Origin of the sequence: Catenuloplanes nepalensis, assembly GCF_030811575.1 — a bacterium.
GTDB lineage: Bacteria > Actinomycetota > Actinomycetes > Mycobacteriales > Micromonosporaceae > Catenuloplanes > Catenuloplanes nepalensis.
In genome coordinates this window covers 2,983,160-3,000,496 of the sequence record NZ_JAUSRA010000001.1, presented here as the reverse complement: position 1 = coordinate 3,000,496, position 17,337 = coordinate 2,983,160, and the positions used below count along the sequence as shown (strand labels likewise).

Here is a 17,337-nt window from a genome sequence, read left to right as displayed (position 1 = left end):
CGGGCCGGACACGGCGGGCCGGACACGGCGGGCCGGACACGGCGGGCCAGACGCGCGGGCCGGACACGGCGGGCCGGACACGGCGGGCCGGACACGGCGGGCCGGACACGGCGGGGCGGGCCGGGCGGGTGTGGGTGGGGGTTGGGCTTGCGGCGGCGGACTGGCAGGGAGGAGCGCCAGCGACGACCGGTGCCCGCGGGAGCAAGCCCGGAGTGGGCACGCCGGAAGCGGGAAAAGCGGTTTGGTCCTGGTCTGTGGCTCTTGGGTCTGGGGTGTGGTGGGGGTGTCGGCCCAGCCGTCAGGGGGCCTTGTGGGGGAGGTCGGTGACGGTGCGGGTCGCGGGGTCGTAGCTGCGGGCGGTGACTGCGTGGCCGGTCAAAGACAGAGAAGGGCCGAGCAGGGAATCGGAGCCCGGGGTGGCCCTGAGGGCGAGCGTCACGTGCGGGGTCCAGCGGGCCGGGTCGTGCAGGGGGTTCGTGGAGCCGACGGCGGACCAGACGCGGGTGTGCAGCGAGTGCAGGCCGGTGGCGGGGAGGACCAGGGCGCGGCCGAGCATGCGTGGAGGGCCGAGCGTGACCGGGAGTGGCAGGCCGAGGGGCGGCAGAAGATCGAGGGACGGGGTGATCACGAGCGTCACGTGCGGGCGGTTGGTGGGATGCGTGTGGGTGGCGAGGCTGCGGGCACCGGCGGCGTGCAGGCGGGCCCAGAGCGACCGGACGGCGTGGTCGAGGCCCGGGTCGAGCAGCAGTTCCACGGTACGCATCGCAGACACGATAAACCGGCCACCCGACGCTACCACCCCCGTACTGGCATCGTCCGGTGACCGGCTCACCTGACAGCATCGACGACCGTATCGGGTGACGGGTGAAGTCCGGACGATTCCGGACGGGCGCGTCCTCCACTAGCCTCACAGGCGTGGATCCGGCGGCCGCTTTCGCAGAGCTGCCCGATCCGGCACGTGCGGCCGGGCTGGACGAGCTGGTCGAGCAGCTGCGGCTGCTGAAGATCTGGGCCGGCGACCCGTCGTACGAGACGATCAAGGATCGCGTGAACGCGTCGTGGACCGCGGCCGGCCGCCCGGCCGGTGAGCTGGCGCGCCGGTCCACCGTGGCCGACTGCTTCCGGACCGGCCGCCGCCGGTTCAACACCGACCTGGTGATCGAGGTGGTCCGCGCGCTGCACCCGGACACCGGATACGTCGCGCAGTGGCGGCAGGCGTTGCGCGTGCTCGGCGGCGAGTCGGAGGCGGCGTCGCAGGTGCGGGTGCAGGACCGGCTGCCGCCGGACCCGGCCGGGTTCACCGGGCGGGTCGCGGAGCTGGACCGGCTGCGGCGGGCCGCGCGGGACGGTGACAGCGTGGTGATCTCCGCGATCGAGGGGATGCCGGGCGTCGGCAAGACCCAGCTGGCGCTGCACGCCGGGCACGTGCTGCTGCGCGAGGAGCCGTTCGACCGGGTGCTGTTCGTGAACCTGCGCGGCTTCCACCCGGACCCGGCGCTGCCGCCGGCCGATCCGGCCGCGGTGCTGGACGGGTTCCTGCGCCTGCTCGGCGTGCCGGGCCGGCAACTGCCGCACGGGCTGGCCGCGCGGACCGCGGCGTACCGGGAGCGGCTGGCCGGCACGCGCACGCTGGTGGTGCTGGACGACGTGGCGACCGCGGCACAGGTACGCCCGCTGCTGCCGGCCACGCCCGGCTGTCTCGCGCTGATCACCAGCCGGCGGCGGCTCGGCGCGCTCCGGCCGGCCGCGCGGCTGACCGTGGAGGTGTTCACGCCGGGCGAGGCGGTCGCCTATCTGCGGGAGGCGGCGCCGGGCACGCCGGTCGGCGCGGATCCGAGCGCAGCGGCCCGGATCGCGCGGCGCTGCGGGCATCTGCCGCTCGCGTTGAGCCTGGTCGCGGGCCACATCCGGGCTACGCCGGGCTGGACGCTGACCGATCACGCGGACCGGCTCGACCAGCGGCACCGGGAGCGGCGGCTGGACTCCGGCGTCGAGTTGGCGCTCGCGCTGTCGTACCAGGAGCTGCCTTCGGATCTTCGCTCGTTGCTGCGGATGGCGGCGCTGCACCCGGGGCAGGACCTCGACGCGTACGCCGCGGCCGCGCTGACCGGCACGGACCTGGGGAGCGCGCGGGCCGGGCTGGAGCGGCTGCGCGATGATCACCTGCTGCAGCAGCCCGCGCCCGGCCGGTACGCGTTTCACGACCTGGTGCGTGCGCACGCAACGACCCGCGCGCAGGACGAGGACCGCCCGCCGGACCGCCGCGCGGCGCTGACCCGGCTGTCCGACTACTACCTGGCGGCGACGGCCGCGGCGATGGACACGCTGCACCCGGCCGAGGCGCACCTGCGGCCGCGGGTCACGCCGATCGCCGGCCCGCTGCCGGACCTGACCGACCCGGACACGGCGCTGGACTGGCTGAACTCGGAGCGGCCCACGCTGGTCGCGATCGCCGCACGAGGACCGGACACCCACACGGTACGGCTGTCCCGCACGCTGTTCCGCTACCTGACCGGCGGGCACCTCGCGGACGCGCTGGCCGTGCACGGGCACGCGCTCGAGGCGGCCCGGCGCGGCGGCGACACGCTCGGCCAGGCGCACGCGCTCACCGATCTCGGCGGCGTGCACTGGCGGCTCGGCCGGCCCGAGGACGCGGCCCGGCACTTCGAGGAGTCGCTCGCGCTGTTCGCCCGCGCCGGCGACGCGGACGGCGAGGCCCGCGCGCTGACCAGCCTCGGCATCGTCGCGGACCGGGGCGGCCGGCCCGGCGAGGCGACCGGCCTGTTCGAGCGGGCGCTCGCGCTGTTCGGCGCGGCCGGCAACCGCACCGGCGAGGCGCGCACGCTCAACAACCTGGCGAACGTCGAGGCGAGGCTGGGCCGCGACGCGTCCGCGACCGAGCACTGGGAGCGGGCGATGCGCCTGTTCTACGAGGCCGGCGACCGGGCCGGCGAGGCGAACGCGCTGAACGGGCTCGGCGACCTCGAGGTGCAGGCGGGCCGGTACGGGTCGGCGGCCGACCGTTTCCAGCGGGCGCTGACGCTCTACCGCCAGATCGGCAACCGGGCCGGCGAGGCGAACATCCTGGACAGCCTCGGCATGCTGCACACCCGGCTGGGCCGGCCGGACCAGGCCACGGACCTGCACCGGCTGGCGCTGACCATGTACCGGGAGACCGGCGACCGGTACAGCGAGGCCCGCGCGCACAACGGCCTGGCCGAGGCGGCGCGGGCCGCGGGCCGGTTCGCGGACGCACTCGCGCACCATGAGGAGGCGCTGGTGATCGCGGACGGCATCGGCTCCGGCGACGAGCAGGCCCGCGCCCGGGCCGGCATCGCCGCGGTGCGGCCTGGTCCCTGACGCGTCGTCCGGCTCGCCCGTGATCGATGCGTCCCCCCATGTCGTCGGAGCAGCATGGGGGACGCCCCGATCACGGGGTTGCTTCCGGCTCAGGTCAGGGTCACGACCAGCAGCTGGCTGACCAGGTTGTTGACCACGTGGGCCAGCACGCCGGGCCAGACCGAGCCGCTGCGCCGGCGCAGTTCCGCGGTGATCAGGCCGACGACCAGCGCGGTGACGAAGATGATGTTCAGGCCGTGCGCCAGCGCGAAGATCAGCGAGCTGCCGACGACGCCGATCAGCGCGCCGTATCGCAGCAGCACCGTGGTGACCACGCCGCGGAACAGGAACTCCTCGCCGATCGGGGTGAGCACCGCCAGGAACAGCACCGACAGCACGACCGAGAGCACGCCGCCCTCGGCCGCGTCGCGGTACGGCGCCTGAACGTTCTCGGCCGGGCCGGTGAAGGAGAGGACGGCGAGGGCGATGAGCTGGGCCAGCACCAGGGCGAGCACGCCGCCGGCGACGCCGAGCAGCAGCCAGCGCGCGGAGGTGCTCCGCACGCCGAACGCGGCCCGGTCGCGGACGCGGATCCGGTCCGCGGCGACGAATCCGGCGAGGCCGGCAAGGCCGGAGAGCGCGGCCAGGAGCAGGCCGGTGATCAGCGGCGAGAGCCGATCGCTGATCCCGGTGCGGGTGAGCAGCGTCGGCAGTCCGTACGCGACGGTCGCGAACACGGCCAGGCCGATCAGTAACTCCGGCCAGCCCGGACCGGTGGATCGGCGGGTGTCGGCGCCCGTCGTGACGGCGGGTGTGGTCATGGCACGGCCTCCATGAGGGGTACGTTTTGGCCTACATGAAGGTGCCAGTTAACCACCCGTGGACTATGCCAAACCGGTCGGTGGGCGATTGCGGCGTTCAGGGCCTCCAGAGCTCCGGACGCCGTGGTTCGCTCTCCCCGGAACCACGGTTCAGTCGCCGAGGCGGGCGAGCGTGGCCGCGTCCCAGGAGAGCGAGACCGTGCCGTCGGTGACCCGGACGCCGCCGCCGGCCCAGTCGACGGTCAGCGTGTCGCCGTCGCCGAACGGGTTCTTCGCGGAGTAGAACCGGGCACCGTCGTGCATGCTGACCCAGATCTCGTCGCGGGGCGCGAGGAACAGCCGCTCACCGCGGTGCACGCGCTCCACACAGAACCCGCCCTGGCAGCCCAGCTGCTCGGCCTTGGTGGCGAACAGCAGGTTCGGCGACAGCCAGCGACCGGCCAGCACGGACAGGGCCAGCAGCACGAGGACGACGGTGAGCGCGACCCGCCCGGCCCGAGACTTCCGCGACACGGCCTCAGAGGAATCCATGCGCCACACCATACGAATCAGGAACGGGCGTCGAGTCCCGGAATCGTGCCGTGGCGGCGGATCCACGGCACCGGCTGCAGCACGCCGACCGTCACCTCCAGCAGCGCGGCGGCACTCCCGGCACGCCTGCCAGGCCGCGAAGAGTGGCCCCTAGGGGCAGTTCGCGCTGGTGTGGTTGACGGCGTATTCCTCGTTGTCGTGGGTGATGCCGGAGCGTTCTCCGGCGAAGAAGGACTCGACCTTCTCGCCGTCGCGGAGTTGTTCGAAGTGCAGGTGGGGGGCGCTGGACTCGCCGGTGCTGCCGAGCTTGCCGAGCTGGTCGCCCATCTCGACGCGCTGGCCCTCGGTGACCGTCGGCGGTTCGAGCAGGTGCAGGTAGAGCGTGGACCACTTGCCGCCGTGGTCGATGCGCACCCAGTAGCCGCCGCCACGGCCGATCGGGCCCTTCGGGTTGTCCGGCGTGCGCTCGCCGAGCCGGCCGTTGACGCCGGCCCGGACCACGGTGCCGGCGTATGCGGCCAGGACCGGCCGGCCCCACGTCTCGCCGCTGGTCGGGTAGAGGTCGACGTCGTAGTCGCCGTGCCCGGGATATGTGCTGAGCCGCCACGTCTCGCCGCACGCCACGGGCAGCTGGAACGCGGGCCGCGGGCCGGGCGGGCGCAGTGCCCGTTCGACGAACCACACCGCCACCCCGGCCAGTATCAGGACCACGACGACGGAGACGACGGTGCGGACACGAGTGGCAGTCACCGTCCGATGGTGCCAGGCCGAGACCAGGAGCGGCGAACGTGGAAAGCTGGGTGAAACGATCGAAGGAGCGCCCGTGAGCAGTCCGATTCGTGTCACCGTCTGGGGCGAGAACGTCCATGAGCAGCACGAACCCGAGGTCGCGGCGCGTTATCCGGACGGCATGCACGGCGCGATCGCGCAGGGGATCACGCAGCATCTCGGCGATCGGGTGGCCGTGCGCACGGCCGTGCTGCAGGACCCGGAGCACGGGCTTACCGAGGACGTGCTCCGCGAGACGGACGTGCTGACCTGGTGGGGGCACGCGGCGCACGCGGACGTGGCCGACGACGTGGTCGAGCGCGTGCACCGTCATGTGCTGGCCGGCATGGGCCTGATCGTGCTGCACTCCGGCCACTGGTCCAAGATCTTCACCAAGCTCATGGGTACGTCGTGCACGCTGCGCTGGCGGTCCGCGCACGACCGCGAGCTGGTCTGGACCGTGGACCCGACGCACCCGATCGCGCGCGGCGTCCCACACCCGATGATCATCGAAGAGGACGAGATGTACGGGGAGTTCTTCGACATCCCCGCGCCGGACGAACTGGTCTTCATCTCCTCGTTCTCCGGAGGCGAGGTGTTCCGGTCCGGGTGCACGTTCAAGCGCGGCCACGGCAAGATCTTCTACTTCCGGCCCGGCGACCAGGACTACCCGACATACCACCACGAGGGGGTACGGAAGGTCATCGCGAACGCGGTGGAGTGGGCGGTGACGGTGCGCCCGGAGCGGGCCGAGCCGACGCTGCTGCGCTACGAGACCGAGGACTTCTACAACGGCCACGGGTACGGTGGGCCGCTGTGACGCTGCGAGTCGTCGTCATCGGCGCGGGGGCGATGGGCCGCGCCTGGATCCGTACCGTGGCGGACGATCCTGATGTTGATCTTGCGGGTGTCGCCGACCTGAACCTGGACGCCGCCACGGAGGCCGCCGGCGAGGGCGTGCCGGCCGCGCGGGACGGCGTCGCGCTCGCGAAGGAGACCGGCGCCGACGCCGTCATCGACGTGACCGTTCCGGCCGCGCACCACCCGATCACCACCGAGGCGCTCTTCGCCGGCCTGCCGGTGCTCGGCGAGAAACCGGTCGCGGAGACCGTCACGCAGGCGCTGTCCCTGGTCGCGGCCGCGGAGGTGACCGGCGAGCTGTTCATGGTCAGCCAGTCCCGCCGCTACAACCCGCACCTGTGGGCGTTGCGTGCGCACGCACGCGTTTTCGGCCGGCCGGGCCTGCTCACCACGGAGTTCTTCAAAGCGCCCCGGTTCGGCGGCTTCCGCGACGCGATGGAGCACCCACTGCTGCTGGACATGGCGATCCACCCGTTCGACACCGCGCGGTTCGTGCTGGAGGCCGAGCCGGTCTCGGTCTACTGCGAGGAGCACAACCCGCCGTGGAGCTGGTACGCCGGTGATGCGGCCGCGACCGCCACGTTCGAGATGACCGGCGGCGTGCGCTACGTCTACACCGGCAGCTGGTGCTCCCCCGGCCTGGAGACGTCCTGGAACGGCGCCTGGCGGCTCTCCGCCGAGCACGGCACCGCGGTCTGGAACGGCGACGACCCGCCGGTCTCGTCGCGCGCGGGCGAGGTGGAGACGGCCGACCCCGGCTTCGAGATCGCGGGCGCGCTGCGCGCGTTCACGCACGCGCTGCGCACCGGCGACGTGCCGATGGGCGAGGTGCACGGCAACGTGATGAGCCTGGTCATGGTCGAGGCCGCGGTGCAGTCCGCGTCCACCGGCGCCCGGGTGCGGGTCGACGACGTGCTCGAACACGCCTACGAGCTCGCGATAGCGGCCGAGCCACGCGCCGAGGTCCGCGACGCGCTGCACTCGTGGACGTCGGTGCGCGAGGCCCTGAAGGCGTGAGCCGAGGGCTGTGCGGGCGGGAGTTCCGCTCGCACAGCCGTCTCACGGCAACCGGATCATGTCGCCGACCTCCAGCGGCGGGCCCAGGACGGTCTGGCCGGTCGCCTCGGACGCCCTGCCCATCAGCTCGTAGTCGATCTCCCAGCCGTCCGGCCGGGGCTCGCGCACGTCGCGGCCCACGGTCCGGAAGAACGCCTCCAGACCGCCCGGCGTGGTCAGCGCCAGGATCTCCGCGTCCGCGGTGATCCGGTGCGCCATCGGCACACCGCGCGGCACCAGCACCAGCCCGCCCGCGGTCAGCTCGAAGCGGTGCTCACCGACCCAGTAGACACCGCTGCCGCTGAGCATCAGGATGATCTCGTGCTCGCGGGCGTGCGTGTACACCGGTGACGCCGCACCGGCCGGCGCACTGGACCGGAACATCGCCAGCTGCGCGCCGGTGTGCTCCGCGGCGAGCAGGATCCGCATCAGACCGCCACCGATCCACTCCACCGTCTCGTGCTCACCCGCGCCCGCCACGTACGGAACGCCGGTCGCACCCGTGCCGATGCGCGGCAGCACGCCGTCCACCGCGAGCGGCGGGCCGAGGATGGTCTGCCCGTTCGCGGCCGCGGCCGCGGCCATCGTGGCCGGCGTGACCGTGAACCCCTCCGGTCGCGGCAGGCTCAGGTCGTGCCCGGCACCGCGGAAGAAGTTCTCCAGCCCGGCCGGCGTGCTGACCGCGAACAGGTCCGCGTCCTCGGTGATCCGGTAGGCGTGCGGGACACCGCGCGGCAGGAACGCCACGCTACCCTCCCCCGCCTCGAACCGCCGGTCACCGATCCAGAAGACGGCGCTGCCGCTCAACAGCACGAAGATCTCGTCCTCGCGCGAGTGCACGTGCGCCGGCGACGCCGCCCCGGCCGGTGCCTGCGACCGGAACACGGCCAGCTGCCCGCCGGTCCGCTCCCCGTCGAGGAGGACCTCCATGACGCCGCCGCCGAGCCACTCCAGCTTCTGGTGATCGTCGGCCTGCGCCGCGTAGGGATGTGTCATGGTGCTTCCGTCTCGTGAGGTGTTCGCCGTCGTCGGAAAACTAGGACCCCGGACGGGAACGCCGTCATCCCGGGAATCAGGGGTTGTGCGCATACCGGCGATGCTCTAGTTTTTGGAGATTTCATGGCACGCATGTCGGTCCGGGAGCGCGACTCGCTGCAGGGTGTGGAACGCGCGTGCGCGCTCGGCCTGGACTCCCGGCCGCTGCGCCGGGAGTTGGCCGCACGGCTGTCCCGGGTGGTCGGCTACGACGCCTACTGCTTCGCCACCGTCGACCCGTGGACGCTGCTGCTCACCGACGAGGTCTCCGAGGGCATGCCGCCGGACGGCGGAACGGCCGCGACCCACAACGAGTACCTGGTCGACGACGTGGACAAGTTCGCCGAGATGGCCCGGACCAACCGCGCGGTCGGCATCCTCGGCCACAGCACCGGCGGCGAACCGGGCCGCAGCCACCGCTTCCGCACGATTCTGCCGATGATCGACGCCCGTGACGAGATGCGAGTCGTGTTCCTCGCCGACGGCCGCTGTTGGGGTGCGATCTCGCTGTTCCGCGGCTTCGACCGGCCCGCGTTCACGCCGCACGAGGGCACACTGCTGCGGTCCGTCGCGCGCCCCATCGCGGTCGCGCTGCGCCGCGCGGCCGGCCGCCCCGGCACGCACACGTCCATCACCGAGCCGTCCGCGCCCGGCGTGCTGGTGCTGGACGCGCACGGTGAGACCGTGACGTCCAACGAGTCCGCCCGCCGCTGGCTGGACGAGCTGTCGCCGCTGCGGATGGGCCTGCACGAGGTGGCGGCGTCGTCCCGGGCGGGCGGGGAGTCCGGGCTGCGGGTCCGCTCCCGAACCGGGCGGTGGCTGTCGCTGTGGGGCTCCGCGATGGACGGTGGCGAGGGAGGCGCGGTCTCGATCGTCATCCAGCCCGCGCCGACCTCGGACATCGCCCGCATGCTCGCGCTCGCACACGCACTCAGCCCACGCGAGCAGGAGGTCCTGCGATTCGTCATCGCCGGCGTCCCGTCCGCCGCGATCGCCGCCGGCCTGCGCGTCTCCGCCCACACCGTGGAGAGCCACCTGAGGTCGCTGTTCGCCAAGTTCGGAGTCGGCAGTCGCGGGCAGCTGGTCGGCCAGGTGGTCGGCGAGATCTACAACATCTAGAAGCGGATCTACCGCTTCCGGCGCGGTTCCTTCGGGCGTACTCCCGCGGGCACCGGCCGGCCACGGCGCGTCCCGGCGGATCATCCGCTCCCGGCGTGGCTTCTTCGGGCGTGCTCCCGCGGGCACCGGCCGGCCGCAGCGCGTCCCGTCCGATCATCCGAAGTGCACGACCGCGGTCAGGGCGAGCACCAGGAAGGCGGCGGGGAAGGCGACGTTGTGGAACACCCTGGCCCGGACGTGCGCGGCCACCGCGCCGACGAAGAACGCGACCAGCCCGGCCGCCGCGGCCAGTCCGACGAGACGCGCGCCCAGCAGCCCGGCCACCAGCCCGGCGACGCCGGCCGCCTCGATCGCCGCCAGGTAAGGGATCCACCGTGCGGGCACCCCCACCTCGGCGGAGTTCCTCAGCACGAACTCCGCCCCGGCGAGCTTCGCCGCGACCTCGAAGCCGTTGGCGAGGATGCAGAGGATGGTGCCGGTCAGGGTCATCAGTACACTCATGAGCGCTCCACCTGTGCGTGTCGTCGGGGTCTGATCACTCGTCCGTCCCGACGCCCGGCACGCACGAAAGGTGACCCGTCCCGTGCGACTCGATGAGATCTTCGAAGCGGCCCGGCCACGGCTGCTGTCGCTCGCCCACCGCCTGGTCGGCTCGCATCACGACGCCGAGGATGCGGTGCAGGCCGCCTGGGTGCGCGCCGCGACGGCGGACCCGGCCGAGCTGATCAACCCGGAGGCCTGGCTCACGACCGTGACCACCCGGCTGTGCCTCTACCAGCTGCGCGCCCGGCGGCGCCGCGGCGAACTCCCGCTGCGGGCCGACGACGTCCCGGGCGATCAGACCGCGGCCGACGAGGCGTTCCTGCGGCGGGAGGAGGTCTCCCGCGCGTTCATGGTCGTCCTGGCGGAGCTGTCGCCCGCACAACGGGTGGCGTACGTGCTGCACGACCTGTTCGCCGTACCGTTCGAGCAGGTCTCGGTCGTGCTCGGCACGACCACCGGCTCCGCGAAGAAGCTCGCCAGCCGCGCCCGGGCACGGTTACGCGACGCCGGCCCGGCCGAGTCACCGCGGCACGAGCGGCAGGTGCACGTCGTCGAGGCGTTCCTCGCCGCCGCGCGAGGCGGCGACATCGGCCGGCTCGTAGCCCTCCTGTCACCCGACGTCGTGCGCGACGCGGACCCCGCGCTGCTCCGGGGCGGCGCGCAGGCGACCGTCTCCGGCGCCACCGCGGTCGCCGAGGAGACCAGGACCTTCCTCGACCGCATCGCCGTCGCGGCCGTCGTCCTGATCGACGGCCGGCCCGGCGCGGTGATCGCCCCGGGCGGCCGGCCCTCCGCGCTGCTGCGGTTCCGGTTCCAGGACACCGCCATCACCCACATCGACATCACACGGTACGCACGCGGCTCCGCGTCCATCTCGGCGCTGCCTCCGTCCTGGCCGGAATCGGCGTGGCGAGGAGGTCGACAACGGGGCGGGTCGCCGCGAGGATGATCGGCGCGGCAGCCGCGCATCATCGAGACCATCAGGAGTCGATCGTGGAACGACCGGGGAATGACGCCGTCGCGGTGTGGCGGGCGGCCGGGGAGGCGGGGGATGCCGCGGCGGCGGTTGCGGCGCTTCACCCCGAGGTGACGCTGGTGTCGCCGATCACCGAGCGGTTCGTGTTCCGCGGTCACCGGCAGGTGTGCACGCTGCTCGAGGTGGCGCTGTCCGTGATCGACGACCTCACCTACACCGACCAGGTCGCCGAGGGCCGGACCGTGGCGCTCTTCTACGAGGCGCGGATCGGCACGACGCGGATCTTCGAGGCACAACGGCTCCGGCTGGACGACGACGGGCTGATCACCGAGATCACGCTGTACGTACGGCCGCTGCCCGCGCTCACGCTGCTGATGAAGCGCCTCGGCCCGGAGCTGGCCCGCCGCAACGGACAGCCCGGCCTGGCCCGCATGATCCCACTGGCCGCCGGCGCCCTGCACACCATGGCCGACTCCGGCGAGCGCACCATCATGCCGAAGGCCGCGCCCCGATAGGTCCGGCATCTCCGACTCGCGAGGCAGTTCGCCGGGGTCTCGGCTGCCGTAAGGCACTGGGCGCTTCGAGCCCGAAATCTCGGCGTTTACTGAGCTTTCGGGGTTGAGGTGCGAGCAGTGCTGGTCATCCGGGCGCTGCGCGCCCGAAATTTTGGGATATAGGGAGGGTTATTCAGCGCGCTGCGGCCGACGGCGCTGGCCTGCGGCAACGCGGCGTGAGGTCGCCGCGCTGAATAAGCCTCAGGGGCCCTCGCTGGGAGGCGCTTCTCACCCTGACGCTGAAGGGGCAGTAACATCCGGTTTCGAGAGCGCTCCTGGCTCCGATGCTGAAACGCCAGAGCGTCCCGGGCAGGGAGCGTCCCTCACCCGGTGCCGGAAGGTCTACAGCGCTCCCGACTGCGGGATTGACCATGCAAATCCGATTAGTGATACGTGGCGCACCGTATGAGGCCGGTGGATTCATACGGTGCGCCACGTATCACTAATCGGATTCGAGGGCGACGGCCGGGTGTCTTTAACGCGATATTTCGGGCGTCGTGCCCGCGGCGTTTCCACATGCCGGCGGCGACGTCCCGTCATGCGGAAGATCGGCCGGCTATCGGGGCCGGTCTTCCGCGATGCGGGGTCGATCTTTGCACCAGAAGCAGGCGGAAGGCGAGGTGCGAGGTGAGCCGTCATGATTTCCGGGTCGTCGCGCTGGGTGCCGGCAGGCTGGCCAAGGGCGCTTCCTTAGCGGCAAGATCCAGCCAAGATGATCTACATTCCCGCAGGTCCGCGAGGTATCGGGCGCCCAAAGGAAGCGCCATTGGGCAGGCTGGCCGCCTCGGTCGCCAGGTTGCTTTCGATCTTCTCGGATGCAGCCACCGTTCGGGGGAAGCGATGAGGCTATTCAGCGCGGCGAGCGGGCGCCGCGTTGATGCAGGTCAGTGCGGTTGGCGAACGAGGCGCCCAATGATCCTCGGTCGCTTGCGCGATTTGGAGGCTTGTTCAGCGCCGCCCTCATCTGGCCTCCCGGCCTGCGGCGACGCGGTGTCGGCTCGCCGCGCTGAATAAGCCTCTTGGCCTCATCTCTTCAGAGTGGCTGCTGAACAAGCCCCGGGTGAGCGCGCAACGATCCGTGATCCAGGCGTCGCCGAAGTCGATAGAACGACCTCGGGGACGTCCTGGATCACGAGAAAGCCCCCGGGCGGTGACCCTGACGCGGAGGGCTCGGGAAAGCAGTCCTGCTGGCCGGCGGAGTGCGGCCGTGCCGCACACCTACTTCAAGGTCGAAATAGGGTGAGTGGCATCGGACCGGAGCCCGCGGGAGCATGCCCAGGGTGGCCACGCCGGAAGCGGGAAGCGAGATCTGCCCCGGAGTTCGCCGCCGTGGGACGGCCCGGAACGCGGACCCGCGGCTCTGCTCAGTTCTTGATGGTGGTTACGTCGTCGAGGCCGGCGATGGCGAGGACCGGGGCCAGGAGTGGGGCGGCGACCAGGGTGGCGTGGTCGACGTGCTGAAAGAGGACGGCGAGGCCGGCGCTGTCGAGGTATTCGACGTGGGTCAGGTCGATGACGAAGGAGTCGGTGCCGGCCTCGTCGTGGGCGGACGCCAGCGCGGTCGCGAACGCCGCGGCGTTGCTCATGTCGATCTCGCCGGCGACGGCCAGGACCAGGGCGCCGTCCGGGCGTTCGGTCGTGGCGAAGCTCAGGTCGGTGCTCATGCCGGGCCGCCGTTCGCGTCGAGGCGGGTGGACGTCATTGCGGGGATCCTCGCTCGCATGCCGACGACGGTGCCGGTCAGGCCGGTGGTGATGGTGACCTCGTGCATCAGGGCGCGGATCAGGACCAGGCCGCGGCCGCGGTGCGGGTTGACCTCCGGGCGCGGCGGGCGCCACCTGCCGGTGTCCGTGATGACGAGGTGCAGGTCGTCGGCGGTGACGGCGGCGGAGAGGTGGATCCTGCCGCCGGTGAGCTGGCGGTGGCCGTGCTCGACCGCGTTGGCGCAGGCCTCGCCGGCCGCGACCAGGACGTTCTGGGCGGTGCCGGTGTCGATGCCGCAGCGTTCCAGCCAGCGGCGCAGCGAGGAGCGGACCGGGGCGAGGCGGGTGGCCTCGGCGGGGAACTCCAGGTCGAGCGGGCCGGGGTGGCGGTAGAGCAGGAGCGCGACGTCGTCCTCGTAGCCGGTGTCCGGGGCCATCCGGTCCATCACCTCGGTCGCGAGGTCGTCCAGCGGGGTGGAGCGGCCACGCTGGACCACCGTGCTGACCCGGCCGATGCCGCTGGTCAGCGGCGCACGGCGGCGTTCTATCAGGCCGTCGGTGTAGAGCAGGAGCGTGGCGCGGGCCGGTACGGTGTATTCCGCCTCGGGGCGGTCGGCCGCGCCGCGGACGCCGAGCGGGCGGGAACGGCCCTGGTCGAGCAGGTCGGTGGTGCCGTCCGCGTGGGTGACGATCGCGGGTGGGTGGCCGGCGCTGGAGTAGCGCAGCCGGCCGGTGACCGTGTCGAGCGTGCCGCAGAAGACGGTGGCGCACATGGCGCCGGGGAGCTGGGCGGCGAACCGGTCGAGCGCCATCAGCGTGGCGGCCGGGTCCAGGTTCTGCAGCAGCAGCGCACGGCAGGCGCTGCGCAGCTGACCCATCACGGTCGCGGCATGGAGGCCGTGGCCGACGCAGTCGCCGACCACGATGCCGATCCGGTCGTCCGGGAGCGTGATCGTGTCGTACCAGTCGCCGCCGACCTTGAGCGGGCGGGTGGCGGGCGCGTACCGGACCTCGAAACCGGCCGGGAGCTGGGCCGGGCCGAGGATCGCGTGTTGCAAAGCGAGCGCGGTCTCCCGCTGCTGGTCGATCTGGTGGATGCGGTGCAGTCCCTGGCCGAGATGCCCGGCGAGCAGTGCCAGCAGGGTCTGATCCTCCTGGGCGAACTGCCGCTTCTCGACCGGCTCGACCCAGAGCACCATGGTCCCGTCCGGGTGTTCCAGCGTGATGCCGGCGCCGGTGAGTGGGTCCGCGACCGGCGTGAGCAGCGGCTTGTCGCGCAGCGTGGTGAGCGTGGCGCGCAGCGACTCGGGCAGCGTGTCCCAGCGGCGGTGCGGGTCGGTGGAGAACACGGTGGGGGTGCTGCCCGCGCCGAAGACGACCGCGTGGACCGCAGTGGCCCGCCACAGGTCGACGAGGACCGGCAGCACGCCGAGGAGCGCGCCGCCGACCGTGTCGGCCTGGGTGAGTCGCAGGCCGAGCGCGGCGAGCGCGCTGTCCCGCTGGACCGCGTAGTGCTCCGCGGTGACGTCGCGGAACGTGCCGACGATGACGCGCCGCCCGGTGTCCGGGTCCTCGACCTGGTTGAACGCGGCGGCGACCCAGAGCCGGTGGCCGTCGCGGTGGTTGACCGGGATCGTGTAGGTGCCGCGGGAGCTCTCCATCAGCAGCGCGAACGCGTCCTCGACCAGCCGGTGACCCTCCGGGTCGGTGTCCGCGTCCGGCCACCACGGGTGCACCGGCGGGTACGGCAGGCCCTCCGGCCCGTACCCCAGGATGGTCTTGAAGGTGTGGTTGATCTCGATGACCGCGCCGTCGTCGTCGCAGACGAAGAACGCCTCCTGGAGCGAGTCGATCAGCGCGGTGCGCCACCGGGCGTGGTGGTTGCGCAGCCGGGACAGCTCCAGGTTGGCCCGGACCCGGGCCAGCAGCTCCGCCGAGGAGAACGGCTTGACCAGGTAGTCGTCGGCGCCGGCCTCCAGGCCCTCGATGGACGCCTCCTGGCCGGCCCGGGCGGACAGCAGCAGCACCGGCGTGCCGGCCGTCCGCGGGTCCGCGCGCAGCGCCGCGACCAGCTGCAGGCCGTTCAGCAGCGGCATCATCACGTCGCTGACGATCATGTCGGGGCGGCGGAGCCGGGCGGCGTCCAGCGCGGCCTGCCCGTCCCCTACCGACTCGACGCGGTGGCCGGCCGAGCGCAGCAGCCGGGCCAGGTAGTCGCGCATGTCCGCGTTGTCGTCGGCGACCAGCACGATCGGCTGCGTACCGGTGTCCGCCGACGGTGCCGCGGGCACCCAGCGGGACACCTCCTCGACGTACGGGCCGGACATCGACGGTGCGGTGTCGCCGGCCGGGATCAGCGCGTCCGCGGGCAGATGCTCGGTGCCGAACGGCAGCCGGATGGTGAACTCGGTGCCCTCGCCGAGCACGCTGGTCGCGGTGATCGTGCCGCCGTGCAGCTCGACCAGCTCCTTGACCAGCGCCAGGCCGATGCCGCTGCCCTCGTTGGACCGGGACCGGGTGTGCTCGATGCGGTGGAACCGCTCGAACAGCCGGGGGATCTCGTCCGGTGGCACGCCCACGCCGGTGTCCGCGACGGTCACGGCCGCGCGGTCACCGTCGGCCCGGACCGTGACCCGCACGCCGCCGCTGAACGTGAACTTGAGCGCGTTGCTGAGCAGGTTGAGGACGACCTTCTCCCACATGCCGCGGTCGAGGTGGACCGGGTGCGGCAGCGGCGGGCAGTCGACGTCCAGCCGCAGGCCGGCGCGCTCGATCGCGGACCGGAAGACGCTGGCCAGCTCCGCGGTGGCGGCGGCCAGGTCGGCCGGCTCGTAGCGGGCCTGCATGCGCCCGGCTTCGATGCGGGAGAAGTCGAGCAGCGTGTTGACCAGCTTGCCGAGCCGCAGCGCGTTGCGGTGGATGACCTCCAGGTTCGGGTCGGTCGCACCGATCCGGGCGCGAAGATCCTCGACCGGACCCATGATCAAGGTCAGCGGGGTACGGAATTCGTGGCTGATGTTGGAGAAGAACGTGGTCTTCGCGCGGTCCAGCTCGGCCAGTTCCTCGGCCCGGCGCTGCTGCGCCTGGTAGCTGCGCGCGCTGGCGATGCCGGACGCGACGTGCCCGGCGGCCAGCTCGATGAAGCCGCGGTAGCCCTCGTCCAGTTCCCGGAACCGGTTCAGGCCGGCGACCATGAACCCGTACGGCGTACCGCCCTGCTGGAGCAGCGGCACGACCAGCGCCTCGGTGGGCGGCGCGTCCCAGTCCCCGGTCGGCAGCCCGCCGACGCCGTCCAGGCTGATCAGGCCCTCGGTGCGCTCGCCGAGCACCGCGGGCACGTCGCCCGCGAAGCCGGTGGATCCGGCCAGCCGCGCCTCCCCGTCGACGAAGAGGTAGGTGAGCGTGAACGGCAGGTCGCGCCGGTTCCGGCCCAGCTGGATGGCCGTGAACGCGAGCACCTGCTCCTCGCTGCGGATCGCGCTCGGGTCGGAGCCGAGGTCGCGCAGCGTCGCCATCCGCCGCTCGCCGATCACCCGGTCGGTGTCCTCGCTGACCACGCACAGCATGCCGACCAGCGCGCCGTCGTCGTCGCGCAGCGGGCTGTAGGAGAACGTGTGGTAGGTCTCCTCCGGGTAGCCGGACCGCTCCAGGAACAGCAGCAGGCCCTCGTCCCAGGTCGCCTCGCCGGTGGAGAGGACGGTGCTGATCCGCGGGCCGATGTCGCCCCAGATCTCCGCCCACACCTCGCTGGCCGGCCGGCCGAGCGCCCACGGGTACTTCCGGCCGAGCGTGTCCCGCCGGTAGGCGTCGTTGCAGAAGAACGTCAGCTCCGGGCCCCAGGCCATCCACATCGGGAACCGGGACGACAGCATCAGGCTGACCGCGGTCCGCAGGCTCTGCGGCCACTCCTCCGCGGGGCCGAGCGGCGTCGCCCGCCAGTCCACCGCGGCGAGGTCGCGGCCGACGGGCCCGACGAACACACGTCCAGTCATTCTTGAGCGCTCTCCCGGTCCGGAATCCTCAGTAGGATA

The 17,337-nt window shown here is 72.5% G+C and carries 14 protein-coding genes; 6 read left to right on the top strand and 8 right to left on the bottom strand.

The annotated features are described in order from the left end of the window. Positions 1-298: 298 nt before the first annotated feature. Positions 299-763, bottom strand: coding sequence for a 2'-5' RNA ligase family protein (locus J2S43_RS12710; protein ID WP_306829155.1), 465 nt, complete (start codon positions 761-763; stop codon positions 299-301). 152 nt (positions 764-915) lie between these two features. Between J2S43_RS12710 and J2S43_RS12705 the strand changes: the two genes are divergently transcribed. Then, positions 916-3,360 carry an ATP-binding protein gene (locus tag J2S43_RS12705; protein WP_306829154.1) on the top strand — a complete coding sequence of 815 codons (2,445 nt, stop codon included), beginning with the start codon at positions 916-918 and terminating at the stop codon, positions 3,358-3,360. 89 nt (positions 3,361-3,449) lie between these two features. Here the strand turns inward: J2S43_RS12705 and J2S43_RS12700 are convergent, their stop codons facing one another. The 3 genes from J2S43_RS12700 to J2S43_RS12690 form a co-directional block, all read right to left on the bottom strand. Further along, positions 3,450-4,160 carry a CPBP family intramembrane glutamic endopeptidase gene (locus J2S43_RS12700; RefSeq protein WP_306829153.1) on the bottom strand — a complete coding sequence of 237 codons (711 nt, stop codon included), beginning with the start codon at positions 4,158-4,160 and terminating at the stop codon, positions 3,450-3,452. Positions 4,161-4,310: 150 nt separating this feature from the next. Continuing rightward, a complete protein-coding gene (locus tag J2S43_RS12695; protein ID WP_306829152.1) occupies positions 4,311-4,691 on the bottom strand; it encodes a hypothetical protein in 381 nt (126 codons plus the stop codon). 150 nt (positions 4,692-4,841) lie between these two features. Then, positions 4,842-5,441, bottom strand: coding sequence for a M23 family metallopeptidase (locus J2S43_RS12690; RefSeq protein WP_306829151.1), 600 nt, complete (start codon positions 5,439-5,441; stop codon positions 4,842-4,844). Positions 5,442-5,514: 73 nt separating this feature from the next. On the opposite strand from J2S43_RS12690, the gene J2S43_RS12685 reads away from it, so the two are divergent. Next, entirely contained in the window at positions 5,515-6,279 is a 765-nt protein-coding gene (locus J2S43_RS12685) for a ThuA domain-containing protein (protein WP_306829150.1), read from the top strand. Then, positions 6,276-7,337, top strand: coding sequence for a Gfo/Idh/MocA family protein (locus J2S43_RS12680; RefSeq protein ID WP_306829149.1), 1,062 nt, complete (start codon positions 6,276-6,278; stop codon positions 7,335-7,337). The genes J2S43_RS12685 and J2S43_RS12680 overlap by 4 nt, the downstream gene beginning before the upstream one ends. 42 nt (positions 7,338-7,379) lie before the next feature. Here J2S43_RS12680 and J2S43_RS12675 read toward each other — a convergent pair whose 3' ends face one another. Continuing rightward, positions 7,380-8,372, bottom strand: a complete 993-nt coding sequence (locus tag J2S43_RS12675) for a cupin domain-containing protein (RefSeq protein WP_306829148.1) — start codon at positions 8,370-8,372, stop codon at positions 7,380-7,382. Positions 8,373-8,495: 123 nt separating this feature from the next. Here J2S43_RS12675 and J2S43_RS12670 point away from each other — a divergent pair, with 123 nt between their 5' ends. Next, the gene (locus J2S43_RS12670; protein ID WP_306829147.1) at positions 8,496-9,530 is read left to right on the top strand and encodes a LuxR C-terminal-related transcriptional regulator; all 1,035 of its coding nucleotides are present in this window, start codon (positions 8,496-8,498) and stop codon (positions 9,528-9,530) included. A 153-nt stretch (positions 9,531-9,683) separates the two neighbouring features. On the opposite strand, the gene J2S43_RS12665 is transcribed toward J2S43_RS12670, so the two are convergent. Beyond that, positions 9,684-10,031 (bottom strand): DoxX family protein, encoded by a 348-nt coding sequence (locus J2S43_RS12665; protein WP_306829146.1) that lies wholly within the window; start codon positions 10,029-10,031, stop codon positions 9,684-9,686. An 82-nt stretch (positions 10,032-10,113) separates the two neighbouring features. Here J2S43_RS12665 and J2S43_RS12660 point away from each other — a divergent pair, with 82 nt between their 5' ends. Together J2S43_RS12660 and J2S43_RS12655 are read left to right on the top strand one after the other, a co-directional pair. Further along, a complete protein-coding gene (locus J2S43_RS12660; RefSeq protein WP_306829145.1) occupies positions 10,114-11,022 on the top strand; it encodes a sigma-70 family RNA polymerase sigma factor in 909 nt (302 codons plus the stop codon). A 44-nt stretch (positions 11,023-11,066) separates the two neighbouring features. After that, positions 11,067-11,564, top strand: coding sequence for a nuclear transport factor 2 family protein (locus tag J2S43_RS12655; protein WP_306829144.1), 498 nt, complete (start codon positions 11,067-11,069; stop codon positions 11,562-11,564). Positions 11,565-12,967: 1,403 nt separating this feature from the next. On the opposite strand, the gene J2S43_RS12650 is transcribed toward J2S43_RS12655, so the two are convergent. Continuing rightward, positions 12,968-13,267 (bottom strand): STAS domain-containing protein, encoded by a 300-nt coding sequence (locus tag J2S43_RS12650; RefSeq protein ID WP_306829142.1) that lies wholly within the window; start codon positions 13,265-13,267, stop codon positions 12,968-12,970. Continuing rightward, positions 13,264-17,298, bottom strand: a complete 4,035-nt coding sequence (locus tag J2S43_RS12645; protein WP_306829140.1) for a SpoIIE family protein phosphatase — start codon at positions 17,296-17,298, stop codon at positions 13,264-13,266. The genes J2S43_RS12650 and J2S43_RS12645 overlap by 4 nt, the downstream gene beginning before the upstream one ends. Positions 17,299-17,337 lie beyond the last annotated feature (39 nt).

Bases quoted from the DNA above. Each gene is read 5' to 3' on its own strand.
- J2S43_RS12675 (WP_306829148.1), bottom strand. From the start codon at position 8,372: ATGACACATCCCTACGCGGCGCAGGCCGACGATCACCAGAAGCTGGAG.
- J2S43_RS12670 (WP_306829147.1), top strand. From the start codon at position 8,496: ATGGCACGCATGTCGGTCCGGGAGCGCGACTCGCTGCAGGGTGTGGAA.
- J2S43_RS12710 (WP_306829155.1), bottom strand. From the start codon at position 763: ATGCGTACCGTGGAACTGCTGCTCGACCCGGGCCTCGACCACGCCGTC.
- J2S43_RS12665 (WP_306829146.1), bottom strand. From the start codon at position 10,031: ATGAGTGTACTGATGACCCTGACCGGCACCATCCTCTGCATCCTCGCC.
- J2S43_RS12700 (WP_306829153.1), bottom strand. From the start codon at position 4,160: ATGACCACACCCGCCGTCACGACGGGCGCCGACACCCGCCGATCCACC.
- J2S43_RS12645 (WP_306829140.1), bottom strand. From the start codon at position 17,298: ATGACTGGACGTGTGTTCGTCGGGCCCGTCGGCCGCGACCTCGCCGCG.
- J2S43_RS12695 (WP_306829152.1), bottom strand. From the start codon at position 4,691: ATGGATTCCTCTGAGGCCGTGTCGCGGAAGTCTCGGGCCGGGCGGGTC.
- J2S43_RS12650 (WP_306829142.1), bottom strand. From the start codon at position 13,267: ATGAGCACCGACCTGAGCTTCGCCACGACCGAACGCCCGGACGGCGCC.